Annotated in this window: 13 protein-coding genes; 7 read left to right on the top strand and 6 right to left on the bottom strand. The window is 44.7% G+C overall.

The genetic code is table 11. From position 1 onward, the window contains the following. Positions 1–3: 3 nt before the first annotated feature. The 5 genes from ACMXYU_RS13115 to coaBC all read right to left on the bottom strand — a co-directional run bounded on the left by ACMXYU_RS13115 (position 4) and on the right by coaBC (position 5096). Positions 4–720 (bottom strand): sulfite exporter TauE/SafE family protein, encoded by a 717-nt coding sequence (locus tag ACMXYU_RS13115; protein ID WP_415899031.1) that lies wholly within the window; start codon positions 718–720, stop codon positions 4–6. Between the two features lie 143 nt (positions 721–863). Beyond that, on the bottom strand, positions 864–1457 hold the full coding sequence (slmA, locus tag ACMXYU_RS13110; RefSeq protein ID WP_415882188.1) for a nucleoid occlusion factor SlmA: 594 nt from the start codon (positions 1455–1457) through the stop codon (positions 864–866). A gap of 9 nt (positions 1458–1466) precedes the next feature. Continuing rightward, on the bottom strand, positions 1467–2366 hold the full coding sequence (gene argB / locus ACMXYU_RS13105) for an acetylglutamate kinase (protein ID WP_415899030.1): 900 nt from the start codon (positions 2364–2366) through the stop codon (positions 1467–1469). A 65-nt stretch (positions 2367–2431) separates the two neighbouring features. Continuing rightward, the gene (locus ACMXYU_RS13100) at positions 2432–3820 is read right to left on the bottom strand and encodes a phosphomannomutase/phosphoglucomutase (protein WP_415899029.1); all 1389 of its coding nucleotides are present in this window, start codon (positions 3818–3820) and stop codon (positions 2432–2434) included. A 43-nt stretch (positions 3821–3863) separates the two neighbouring features. Then, on the bottom strand, positions 3864–5096 hold the full coding sequence (gene coaBC, locus ACMXYU_RS13095) for a bifunctional phosphopantothenoylcysteine decarboxylase/phosphopantothenate--cysteine ligase CoaBC (RefSeq protein ID WP_415899028.1): 1233 nt from the start codon (positions 5094–5096) through the stop codon (positions 3864–3866). A 214-nt stretch (positions 5097–5310) separates the two neighbouring features. Here coaBC and radC point away from each other — a divergent pair, with 214 nt between their 5' ends. From radC to rpmG, 3 genes are all read left to right on the top strand, one after another. Then, positions 5311–5985 (top strand): RadC family protein, encoded by a 675-nt coding sequence (radC, locus tag ACMXYU_RS13090; RefSeq protein ID WP_415899027.1) that lies wholly within the window; start codon positions 5311–5313, stop codon positions 5983–5985. 213 nt (positions 5986–6198) lie between these two features. After that, positions 6199–6435 (top strand): 50S ribosomal protein L28, encoded by a 237-nt coding sequence (gene rpmB / locus ACMXYU_RS13085; protein ID WP_415885566.1) that lies wholly within the window; start codon positions 6199–6201, stop codon positions 6433–6435. Between the two features lie 11 nt (positions 6436–6446). Beyond that, positions 6447–6614, top strand: coding sequence for a 50S ribosomal protein L33 (gene rpmG / locus ACMXYU_RS13080; protein ID WP_415885565.1), 168 nt, complete (start codon positions 6447–6449; stop codon positions 6612–6614). Positions 6615–6684: 70 nt separating this feature from the next. On the opposite strand, the gene ACMXYU_RS13075 is transcribed toward rpmG, so the two are convergent. Beyond that, positions 6685–8268, bottom strand: coding sequence for a cation:proton antiporter (locus ACMXYU_RS13075; protein ID WP_415899026.1), 1584 nt, complete (start codon positions 8266–8268; stop codon positions 6685–6687). Between the two features lie 133 nt (positions 8269–8401). Between ACMXYU_RS13075 and mutM the strand changes: the two genes are divergently transcribed. From mutM to ACMXYU_RS13055, 4 genes are all read left to right on the top strand, one after another. After that, on the top strand, positions 8402–9214 hold the full coding sequence (gene mutM / locus ACMXYU_RS13070; protein ID WP_415899025.1) for a bifunctional DNA-formamidopyrimidine glycosylase/DNA-(apurinic or apyrimidinic site) lyase: 813 nt from the start codon (positions 8402–8404) through the stop codon (positions 9212–9214). A gap of 12 nt (positions 9215–9226) precedes the next feature. Then, on the top strand, positions 9227–10159 hold the full coding sequence (locus tag ACMXYU_RS13065; RefSeq protein WP_415899024.1) for an alpha/beta fold hydrolase: 933 nt from the start codon (positions 9227–9229) through the stop codon (positions 10157–10159). Between the two features lie 86 nt (positions 10160–10245). Next, on the top strand, positions 10246–10785 hold the full coding sequence (locus ACMXYU_RS13060; protein ID WP_415882179.1) for a phosphatase PAP2 family protein: 540 nt from the start codon (positions 10246–10248) through the stop codon (positions 10783–10785). Positions 10786–10789: 4 nt separating this feature from the next. After that, on the top strand, positions 10790–11827 hold the full coding sequence (locus ACMXYU_RS13055) for an MJ1255/VC2487 family glycosyltransferase (RefSeq protein WP_415899023.1): 1038 nt from the start codon (positions 10790–10792) through the stop codon (positions 11825–11827). The last annotated feature ends 831 nt before the right edge of the window (positions 11828–12658 follow it).

Genomic DNA, 12658 nt, shown 5'->3' with positions numbered 1-12658 from the left:
GCTTTAGATAGCCATTAATATTCCGATCCCATCCCCCGTCAGTTTTATTCCTACCAGAACTGTGAGCGTTTCGAATGCTCTTTTTATCAGCTGATTGCCTTGAGTAATGGCTAAGTGTGCACCTGTGTACGAGCCGATCGTGGCGCCGATCAGCAGTGCAGGTAACCATTCCCAGCGAGGGTCGACTTGCAGTGCTACGGTAATAGCGCCGGTGGAGTTCCAGAACAATCCTACCAGAATCAAGACATAGGTGACGGCCGTTTTGTAGTCTAGACCGAACCAGCGAACGAGCCAGAGTGTTACAAATAAGCCAGTGCCTGAAGTCAAAGAGCCGTTTAAGGCACCAATAACGAACAGTACACCGCCCCCAATGATAAGCCCTAACCGATCTCTGTTACGTGGGTCCGCGGTAAGTCCAAGCGCCTTCTTGCGGAAGGAATAGATGCCTAATCCAGTCGTTAACAGGCCTAAACTGAGTATTGTCCAACCTTCGGGGATATCGATGATGATATCAGCCCCGATAACCACGCCGGGCAGGCCGCATAGCAATATAAATCCACAGAATTTATAGTCCAGTTTGCCTTCGCGCAGATGCCTAATGGTTGCACCTATACCTAGTGCTACGCTGGCGATTTTATGGGTGGCAAGTGCTGTATTGAAACTTAAGCCAAGGAATAGCAGTACGGGGAGTTGCAGTAAGCCTGCTCCGCCTCCGGCCATTGCTGATAAGGCATTGGCGAAAAATGAGAGAACAAACAATCCGCCGTGTTCAATAAGTTGATCCATAGTTGTGCTGGTGGCCCTGTAGGAATAAAAAAGGGGAAGCTAGCTTCCCCTTAAAGAGTCATTGTGCCAAACGTCAATTAGGCTGGACGGAAAGCGCCGGCAGCAATTCGCGGCCATTGCTCGCTCCACTGCTCTGTCGGCGTTCTTCGGAACTCTGTTCTTACGAATTGACGAATACGACCTTCGCAACACGCAAGCATCAAGTTGGCAGTTGCTCCCGCTGTTGTTTCTGTACGTAAGCCCTCTTTGACTTCGGCTTCGCGCAAGATCTGTTTGATCTGTGTTTCTAAGCGTTCGAAGAACTGATTGATACGCTGTCTTAGGCGATCAGTTTCGCCGGTAAGGGCATCACCTGTAAGTAGTCGGGCCATACCTGGATTACGTTCAACGAATGCTAGTAGCAAAGTAAGTACTTGCTCGCATTGTTTGATTGCGCTCGGTTCAACTTGAGTTATCGCAGTAACGCGACTAAACACTGTATCTTCGATAAAGCCGATTAGGCCTTCAAACATGCGTGCTTTACTTGGGAAGTGGCGATAAAGCGCAGCTTCTGATACACCTACTTCCTTAGCGAGGGCCGCGGTCGTAATTTTTTGCCCTGGGTTTTCCAGCATGCGAGCTAGGCTTTGTAAGATTTGCTCGCGGCGGGATACTTTGACTGTTTCGCTCATGGTTCGTCCTTATCCGCGGTTGGTGATCAGAGTACCAACACCTTCATCGGTAAAGATTTCCAGCATGCAGGAGTGCTCTACACGGCCATCAATAATATGAGCGCTGTTTACGCCGCTTTTTACTGCGCTTAATGCACAACCGATTTTAGGTAGCATCCCGCCGTAGATAGTGCCATCTTCGATTAGATCATCTACTTGTTTGGTTGTTAGGCCAGTTAGGATATTACCGTCTTTATCCATTAGACCTTCAATGTTGGTCAATAGAATCAGTTTTTCTGCTTGTAGTACTTCAGCAACTTTACCGGCAACTAAGTCTGCATTGATGTTGTAAGATGCGCCGTCTGCACCCACACCAATAGGTGCAATCACTGGAATGATGTCGGAGTTAACCAGCATATCTAAGACTTTAACGTTAACGCTTTCTACCTCGCCTACGTGACCGATATCTACGATTTCCGGTGCTTCCATTTCAGGAGTCTTGTGCTCAACACGTAGTTTTTTAGCACGTAGAAGCTGACCATCTTTACCTGTTAAGCCGATAGCTTGGCCGCCATTATTATTGATCAGACCTACGATCTGCTTGTTAACCGTGCCGCCCAATACCATTTCAGCAACATCCATGGTTTTGGAATCGGTTACGCGCATACCGTTGATAAAGTGTGATTCGATTTTCAGATCTTCTAATAGTTGTCCGATCTGCGGGCCGCCTCCGTGTACAACAATTGGGTTAATACCAATCAGCTTCATCATCACAATGTCACGGGCAAAGCTGTTTTGCAGCTTTTCATCAATCATGGCGTTACCGCCATATTTGATGACAATGGTTTTGCCGACAAAGCGCTGAATATATGGCATAGCCTCGCTCAATACATGAGCGGTAGTCATGGCATCTTTACGTGTTAGAGGCATAGTCTTTCCTTAAAATTATTATATCAGTGCACCGATTTAATCGGTGCACTCCTGCCGTTTGGGCTTTATTCGTGTGGGATAACGAGACTGCTATCCACTTCATGAAGTTTTTGCTCGAAATCGTTTCGGATGCGCATTAATGCATTGTTTGTTTCTGCTTCAAAACGAAGAACAAGCACAGGTGTTGTATTGGATGCGCGAACTAAGCCCCAGCCATCAGGGTAGTCGACGCGTACACCATCAATATGGTTGGCAGTACCGCCTTCAAAGTATTTTTCCTGAAGGGCTGCGACGATATCGAATTTATTTTCGTCGGTAACCGTGATGTTTAGCTCTGGTGTGCTTACATCTTCAGGGTATTGAGCGAATAGCTCTTCAACGGTTTGATCTGTATTTGCTAAAATTTCAAGCAGACGTGCTGCACTGTATAGCGCATCGTCAAAACCGTACCAACGCTCTTTAAAGAAGATATGACCACTCATTTCGCCGCCAAGCAGTGCGCCGGTTTCTTTGATTTTTTGTTTGATCAAAGAGTGGCCTGTACGCCACATGGTTGCTTTACCGCCTGCTTCGGTAATCACTTTGGCGAGTAGGCGTGAGCATTTTACGTCGAAGATGATTTCTGCGCCTGGATTACGCTTAAGGATCTCTTCGGAAAATAGCATCATGATGCGATCTGGATATACGATATTACCTTCGTTAGTGATTACGCCTACGCGATCGCCATCACCGTCAAATGCTAGGCCTAAATCCGCACCCGTTTCTTTTACCTTCGCGATAGCATCGATCAGATTTTTCGGTTTGCCCGGGTCTGGGTGGTGGTTAGGGAAAGTGCCATCGACTTCACAGTAAAGCGGGATAATCTCACAGCCTAGTTGTTCAATTAACTTAGGCGCTAGCTCAGCTGGAATGCCGTTACCGCAATCGACAACAACTTTTAGCTTTTTATCTAGTTTGATATCCGAAAGGATGCGCTCAAGGTAGCTTTCACGGATATCTAAATCGCGTTTAGAGCCTTCACCTTCTGAGTAGTTTTGCTCAATAATACGTGTTTTAAGAGCTTGGATCTCATCGCCAGACAATGTGTGGCCGTCGATCATCATCTTAAAACCGTTGTAATCAGCAGGGTTGTGACTACCAGTGATCATTACGCCGGTGCATTGACTATCCTGATGTGCTGCGTAATAAAGGGTAGGGGTTGGTACATAGCCTGTATCTATAACTTGGCAGCCACCATCCATTAAACCTTCACTAAATAGTTGTTTAAGGTGCGGGCTGGATAAGCGGCCATCGGCTGCAACATTAACGTTTTCAACACCTTGTGATTTTGCTTCGGCAGCAAAAGCTCTGCCTAGGTGGTAGACCGTATCATCTGTTAAAGCGGAACCGACAATGCCTCGGACATCGTAAGCACGGAAAATTGCGTGGTCTATAGAGTTTAGAGGGTAACGCATGTTAATCCTTTAATATTCACAAAGTTTGAAATCCAAAATTAAGTTATGCAGTTTCGATCTCTTTTTCCGTTACGGCACTTCCATGATACTGAGCTGCGATCTTTTCGATCAGCTTGGTAGCTAACTGACGCTTAGACGCTTGGGGTAAGGTTTCAGTTGTTGTCGCTGAAATAACCGTAACCGCATTTTCGTCGCTGTTAAAACCAATATCTGAGCGAGAAACATCATTTGCGATAATGAGATCTAGGTTTTTACGCTCAAGTTTGCTTTTAGCGTAACTGATAACATCACGTGTCTCAGCAGCAAAACCTACCGTAAATGGTTTTGGTGAACTATTCGCTACAGTGGCAACAATATCTGGGTTTTTAACCAGATGAAGTTCCATGATCTCTTCTGAGCCTTTCTTTATTTTGTGCTCAGCTATAGCTGTAGGGCGGTAGTCCGCTACTGCTGCTGCCGCTATGAAAATGTCGCAAAGTGCAATATCTTCCAAAGAGGCGTTAAGCATCTCTTCGGCGCTTTCTACTGATGTTCTGCCAATGCGAGCTGGTGCAGGCAGATTTACAGGGCCACTGATCAATTTAACTTTGGCGCCGGCTTCCATTGCAGCTTCTGCAAGTGCGTAGCCCATTTTTCCTGAGCTATGGTTGGATATATATCGCACAGGGTCTAATGGTTCACGTGTAGGACCTGCTGTAATAAAGACGGTTTTACCTGTCAGGCTACCCCGGTCAAATTGGGCTGCTGTTAATTCTGCTATTTCTGTCGGTTCTAGCATACGGCCTGGGCCGGTATCGCCGCAGGCTTGCTCTCCTACACCTGGTCCAAACAGCTTTAAGCCTCGAGATTTCAGCGTTGCTGCGTTCTTTTGTGTGCCTTCGTCACGCCACATCGCTTGATTCATTGCAGGGGCTAAGCAGATGGGTGCATCTGTCGCTAGGCAGATCGTTGTTAGTAGATCATCGCCTTGGCCTGAGGCTAAGCGAGCCATAAAGTTAGCACTTGCTGGCGCAATCAGGATCAAATCAGCCCATTTAGCTAATTCAATATGCCCCATGCCCGCTTCTGCTTCGGCATCCAGAAGATGCTGGTGGACGGGATTGCCTGAGAGCGCTTGTAAAGTCAGAGGGGTAATAAACTCGGTTGCAGAGGCTGTCATTACAACCCGAACTTCAGCACCGGCTCCTTTGAGGATTCGAGTTAACTCTGCGCTTTTATAAGCTGCAATACCGCCGGTGATTCCAAGAATAATTTGTTTGTTAGTAAGTCTCTGCATACTGGCTAACTACTGTAATCTTTGCGTTTGTAGCGTCCTAAATATAAATGACGCTGAAATGAAAAGGATCGATACCATACCATTTCCGAGTAAAGTTTCGTAGATTGTATGGCTTAAATTAAAGCAATTCATCAAGGATGATGACTCTTCTCAAGGTTTGAATGCCTGTGCTCCGTATGAGGTAAATAGAGAAGAGATAAAATGGAGACCTCTTATGTCTATTTCGCATTGGCCAGAAGCCGAGCGGCCACGGGAAAAACTTTTACTTCAAGGCGCGGCTGCGCTGTCAGATGCCGAACTCTTAGCTATTTTTTTACGTACAGGAGTAAAAGGTAAAAGTGCGGTTGATCTGGCCCGTGATCTATTAACTACATTTGGTTCTTTGCGAGCACTTCTTGAAAGTGATCAAAAAGCATTTTGTGCTGCGCATGGTTTAGGTTCTGCAAAATTTGTTCAATTGCAGGCCGTATTGGAAATGAGTCGCAGGCATCTTCAAGCCTCTATTGAAAAAGGCAATGCGATGGAGAGGCCGGAGCAGGTTAAAAACTATCTGGCTTCGCAATTGCGCCATCATCAAAGAGAGGTGTTTGCCTGTCTCTTTCTGGATAACAAACACCGCGTACTTAAATATGAACCGCTATTTTTTGGCACGATTAACGCAGCGGCAGTGTATCCCCGCGAGGTCGTCGCAAAAGCATTGGAGCACAATGCTGCGGCGGTTATCCTTGCTCATAATCACCCATCGGGTGTTGCTGAGCCCAGTATGGCTGATCAGCATATAACCGAACGACTTAAAAACGCATTGGAGATGATCGAAGTTAGGGTTTTAGATCATATGATTGTCGGGGATCTTGAGATTGTTTCGTTTGCTGAGCGGGGATTATTATAAAAGTTATTAAGTGCTGGTGAATGTGTATGCTCTTGTGTATAATTCGCGGCCTTCTATCCATACTCCGGTACGGTATCTTGTCTAGTTACGGGACGCTCCGCCTGAGAAACGGTTTGGACTCTGGAGAGTACAGAGGCTTTTCCTTACGCCGTTTCAATAAAAAAAGAGAATAAAGGATAGATTCGTAACCCTTAATTTTAAAGGCTTTATAATATGTCTAAAGTTTGCATGGTAACTGGTAAGCGTCCAGTTACAGGAAACAATGTTTCCCACTCACAGCGTAAAACACGCCGTCGTTTTCTTCCAAACCTGCACTGGCACCGTTTCTGGGTAGAAAGCGAAAACAAATTCGTACGTCTACGTGTTTCCTCTAAAGGTATGCGTATCATCGACAAAAAAGGCATCGACGCAGTTCTAGCTGAAGTTCGTGCTAACGGCATCAAAGTTTAAGGAGCTGAATCATGGCTAAAGGCGCACGCGAAAAGATCAAGCTAGTTTCTTCTGCTGGCACAGGTCACTTCTACACTACTGACAAGAACAAGCGTAACACTCCTGAAAAGATGGTGTTCAAAAAGTACGATCCAGTAGTACGTAAGCACGTTGAGTACAAAGAAGCTAAAATCAAGTAATTGATTTTCTTCTCATAAAAAACCCAGCCTAGGCTGGGTTTTTTATTGTCTGCGGTTTAGCAACCGCAGATTAATCTGCGGCTGCCTTAGGGTGGTTGATTAACTGTAAACTCTCTTCAGCGAAACCGAAGCCTGCTTCTGTGTAGAAGTTAAATACCGTATGAATGCCACCGTCTACCAGCTGTTTATGTTCATCTGGGAAACGAGCAATCGCTGCTATTTCTCCTGGATAGTTGGCGCTATGTAGCTGTTCTGCAATGTTCAGACTGTCTTCAATTGATGGTAATGCTAATAAGACTAGCTTGATGTTTTTGACGTCCATTTTGCACCAAAGGTCTGCATCCTCACCATCGCCATAGAAGACGTGAAGCCCTTTCTGTTGAAATTTCTGAATACGGCTACGGTCTGCATCCATCCCCCATACATTGTCCCCAACAATACTATGTAGGGCGTTGAACGCGCCTTTGCCGACACGGCCAAGTCCAATCACCAATATTTCAGAGTCTTTCGGCTGAACAAAGATATCGCTTGGAAGTGGTGTGTTTGATTCGTAACTTTTAATCTTCTCTTTATGGCGTAAATAAAAGGAATGCGCAGAACGGTAGACTACACTGGTTAGGATAAATGATAGTGAAACAGCAAGAGCTAGAATGACCAACCACTCTTTACTTAGCCAGCCGCTATCTACACAAAGATAAGCAACAATTAATCCGAATTCACTGAAGTTACTCAGTGCTAAGGCACATAGATAAGAGGTTCGTCCGCGAAGATTCAAGCGGGTGAAAATTCCAAAGAACATGATGTATTTTAATGGAATTAGAACCGCAAGGATCGCTGCCATGCCTAGCATTGACCAGTCAGGTAAAGCCGTGAATCCAATGGATAGGAAGAAACCAATCAGGAATAAATCTTTAAAGCTTAAAAGAGATTTAGTTAATTCGCTCGCTTTAGGGTGAGTGCTCAGTAGCATGCCGAAGACAAGCGCACCTAAATCACCTTTTACGCCTACTAGGCTGAAGAGTTCATAACCACCTAGTGCTAGGAAAAAGCCGGCCAAAGGCAACAATTCACCATGACCTGCTCGCATTAGTAAATGATTCAGCAGAGGTCGAACGAAGACCAAGCCGAACAGGCCTAGGGCCCATATCGATGGAATCTTCCCCGTGGCTGCGACAAGGAACAGAACGGCAACAATATCTTGCATAACCAAAACGCCAATAGCGAGTTGACCATGTCGGGTTTTCATTTCACCGCTTTCTTCTAAGAGCTTCACGATACATACGGTACTGCTGAAGCTAAGGGCGAAACCGATCAATGCGGCAGATTTAAGATCTAGATCTGAAAAGTACGGAATGGATAGGCTGGCGAGCAATAAAAAAGCGGAGCCGGCTAAAAGAGTCCAGAGGGTCATATGAGACAGGGTGCTGGCCCATACTTCGGTTTTTAATAGATCTTTTACATTTAATTTAAGGCCGATGGTAAAAAGCATCAAAGTGATACCTAGGTCAGCCAAGGTTTGTAAACTATCTACTGGTTCAACACCAATAAAATGCAGGAAGAAGCCTGCAAATAGGTACCCTATAAGAGGGGGCATCTCAATCAATCGCAGTGTGTAACCGCAGACGAATGCAAATAAGATCCAGATAAAATCCATTGAGTACAAATCACCTTACTAAATTAGACCTAGAATGTAGCATAGCTTGACTAACGTCGGCATTGAGATAAGCCCTTAATTCATTGATTTTATGTTAGTCTAAGCTTTCAATGTTGTATCACAGTTGAAATTCATGCCTGAATTGCCAGAAGTAGAAACGACCTGTCGAGGCATTAGCCCTCATATTAATCAGCAAAAAGTAACCCGTTTGCTGATTCGAAATCCGAACCTCCGTTGGCCGATTCCTGATTTTTTAGCGGACGAGATAGAAGGGCAGGTGATCGAGTCTGTTGGTCGCCGCGGAAAATACATTCTTCTTAAAATATCTACCGGTGAAGTGATGGTGCATTTGGGGATGTCAGGTAGCTTAAGAATTGTTGAGCAGGATGAGCCTGTTCTTAAACATGATCATGTGGATTTCTGTTTTGGGAATGGTAAAGCTTTACGGTTAACGGATCCGCGTCGCTTTGGCTCAGTATTATGGCAATCGCTTAATGAACACCATGAACTGCTATATAAGTTAGGCCCAGAACCTCTTAGTGAGCAATTTGATGCTAAGCATCTCCATGCGATCTGCGCTGGACGTAAAGCGGCTATCAAACAAGTGATTATGGATAGTAAAGTTGTGGTTGGGGTTGGAAATATCTATGCCACCGAAGCGCTCTTTCTATCAGGTATCGATCCGAGGCGAGCAGCAGGTAATATTTCTTATGAACTCTTAGCGTGTTTAGTTGAGAATATTAAAAAAGTGTTGGCTGCTGCAATTGAGCAAGGTGGTACTACGCTGAAAGATTTTGTTGGCGGTGATGGTAAGCCGGGATACTTTAAGCAAAAGCTCAATGTTTACGGTCGAAAAGGGGAGCCTTGTGTACAGTGTATGGCTCCATTAACAGAAGTACGCTTGGGGCAGCGCTCCACAGTGTTTTGTAAACACTGCCAGCGATAAGTTGAGTTGATTATGAGTGTTCAAATCAGACCGCCTATTTTGTCCCAAGAAGGTTGTAGTTTACGTGTTGATCTGCGTGACAAGCTGAATTTAGAGCAGTTTTTAAAACACCGTACAGCCTTTTGTGTTGGTGCAAATGCTGTTCATTGTGAGTTGTACGAGTACGCTCCCGATGCGCCAACGATTATTTTTCTACCGGGAATTGGTACCTACTGTGAACTCTATGCAGAGTTACTGTGTAAGTTATCTCTGCAAGGCTTTAATGTTATTGGTGTTGATCCTCTAGGGCATGGTTATTCAGGCGGGTCTAGGGGGCATTACACTGTAGATCAGATGTGTGATGCTGTATCGGACGTTTTAGATGTATTGCAGCAGCGCTTTAAAGGCCCATTTGGTGTTTACGGTTATTCAATAGGTGCATTGCTTGCTGTTGCTGCAGCTGAAAAGGATGAGCGCCTATCTACAGTCCTTTGCGGGACGTTATTGGTACCTGATTTAGCTCCCGATGTTACTTATCGAATGGGTTGGAACTGGACATGGGCATCGTCCTTAATGCTGCCAGGGTATAAAGTGCCATTAAAATCTTTCGTTGATTTTGAGCAGTTGTTAAAGGGGCATCCTGCAGGTGCCGCAATTAATAATGATCCATTAATTGTTTTTGATTACCCACTCAAAACGTTGTCTAGTCTGTTTAACCATCGCTGCAACATTGTGAATAGAGTACACCGTTTCTCTGCTGCTATTTTGCATGGAGATAAAGATGAAGTTTTACCCGTGAGCTATTCTCAGCGCTTGATGAATTATTGTGAGCAACCTATGGAGTTGTTGGTAATGAAACGCCAAGGTCATATGGTGCCTTTATTGCAACCTGATCTAGTTGTGACTATGGCCGCGCAATGGTTCGAGCAGGAGTTTTCTAAAGAGATGGCTGCTGCAGTTTTGTAATTGAACTGTCAAAAAGTGTTCATTTCGCTGTCACCTAGTACTTCCATCATCTGAAAGCATGATGAAAGTATTGGGAGATACTGACAATGAGTGCTATTCGACTAGTAACAGCGTTTGATTTACTCACCTTTAATTGGTGTTTGGGCCTTCCTAAAGCAGCTCAAATTGCTTCGGTAAGTCGGCAAGTTTCTCGATTAGGTGATGGTGTTTTATACCTATTCATTGGCTTTGCCCTTGCTCTTTTTGAGCAGCAGTTTGGTCTTTTGTTTTTGTTGGTGGGGCTATTTGCTTATGCCATTGAACTGCCGCTCTACCTTATTCTTAAAAATACTATAAAGCGTGATCGGCCTTGTGATTCGTTGCCGTTTGAAGCTTATATAGTTCCGTCTGATAAATTTAGCTTCCCATCTGGTCATTCTGCTGCTGCGTTTGTATTTGCTGCGCTTGTCGCACATTTTTATCCTGAATTTGCGGTTGTATCCTATGTTTTAGCTGTCGCTATAGGTATGTCTCGGGTTCTTCTTGGTGTGCACTATCCAACAGATATTCTAGCTGGTGCAGTACTGGGCTTAAGCTCTGCAGCTGCTGCGATTTCGCTAATTCCTTTCTTGTCCTTGATGGTCTGAGCTGATGCGTATTCTTTATGGTGTACAAGCTACAGGGAATGGTCATATCACTCGTGCACGGGTGATGGCTCCGGCATTAGAGAAGGAAGGCATCAAAGTTGATTATCTGTTTAGTGGCCGAGAACCTGAGAAGCTTTTCAATATGGAACCCTTTGGTGATTACCAATGCCGAAGGGGCTTAACCTTTTATATGCAGGGTAGTAAGGTCGATCATTGGAAAACATTTACGAAAAACAATGTTTTTCAACTGCTAAGAGATATTAAGGCGCTCGACCTTACGGGATATGACCTTGTGATTACTGATTTCGAACCGGTAACTGCGTGGGCGGCGAAATTGAAAGGCGTTAAGAGTGTTGGTATTGCTCATCAATATGCTTTTCTGCATGATTTGCCCGATAAAAAATCAGGGCCTTTACTCAAGGCTCAGGTAAAGTCATTTGCGCCAGCTAATATTCCTATTGGTTTGCATTGGGATCGTTTCGATCAAGATATCTGCCCACCATTAATTCAAAAGCCTTTGTTTAGTCCAATCCTTACCGAGAAGAAAGTGGTGGTCTACCTGCCTCATGATGATCTTGAGTCTATGATGCCTGCCTTTAAACAATACAGTCATGCCCACTTCTTTATCTATTCTTCAGTTGATCAGCCCTTGGATCAAGGAAACTGCCATGTCAGGCCTTTTTCGCGAATGGGGTTTCAGCAAGACCTATCTGATTGTGAAGGGGTGATTTGTAATTCCGGTTTTGGCTTGTTAAGTGAAGCTTTGCAATATGGAAAAAAGATAATGACCTTGCCGCAAAAAGGTCAGGCTGAGCAAGAATCCAATGCTGAGATATTGGAAATCCTTGGTTTAGGTAGAGTCGTAGACGCTTTAGACTGTCAAAAGATAGGAGCTTGGCTTGAATCGCCACAAGCAGAACCTTTCTACATTCCTGATGTTGCGACTCCATTAGCTAAATGGATTAAAGCAGGTTGTAATGTATCTATTGAGAATCTTATTGAAGAAACGTGGTTGGCGCAGCCTACTTACGTAACGGCATAAGGTTTTTAGTAAAGAGAGCGGGAATATTTGTAGGGAAAAAGTAAGGGGTTGCTCCTTCCGTGAAGCAACCCCCTTGCTGGCTTCCATAATCCTTGCGGTCTTTGTCCTAGGGCATCAATGCCATCCTTTCCGCTTATCGAGGCCGTCCTTTGTATTCGTTCCATGAACAGGAGATCCACGTTTCTAATTATGCCTTCTGCCACTGGAAAGGAAATAAGAAAAATTCTTAATTTCATTTGTAAGGTCTAACTCGGGCAATATGCCCGCAGGAATGATCACAATATAAACAAAAAGGGCGCCTCATCCATGAGGCGCCCTTTTCTTTGGCTCCATAATCCTTGCGGTCTTTGTCCTAGGGCGTCATGCCATCCTTTCCGCTTATCGAGGCCGTCCTTTATATTCAGTCCGTGAACAGGAGATCCATGAAGCTAATTATGGCTGGAAATACGTAAAAAAAAATAAGAATTATTCTTAATTTCTGTCATCCCGAAAATTCAGGGAATAATTCCCGAATAGTGGGAATTGTAGGGGAAGTGGAGAAGTGTATATAAACAAAAAGGGCGCCTCATCCATTGAGGCGCCCTTTTCTATGGCTTCCATAATCCTTGCGGTCTTTGTCCTAGGGCTTCAATGCCATCCGTTCCGCTTATCGAGGCCTTCCTTGTATTCTTTCCGTGAACAGGAGATCCATGTCATCAAGTATGGCTGGAAATACGGGAAAAGAAATAAGAAAAATTCTTAATTTAAAGAATTCTGTATTTGATGGGTAAGATGCTTGTTTTGTGTAGGGTAGATACGAAAAGGGCGCCTCTTCCAATGAGGCGCCCTTTT

Origin of the sequence: Neptuniibacter sp. QD48_11 (genome assembly GCF_047778095.1) — a bacterium.
In the GTDB taxonomy this organism is placed as follows: domain Bacteria; phylum Pseudomonadota; class Gammaproteobacteria; order Pseudomonadales; family Balneatricaceae; genus Neptuniibacter.
Note: the sequence above shows the minus strand (reverse complement) of the source record. Positions and strands in the feature narration are given on the sequence as shown.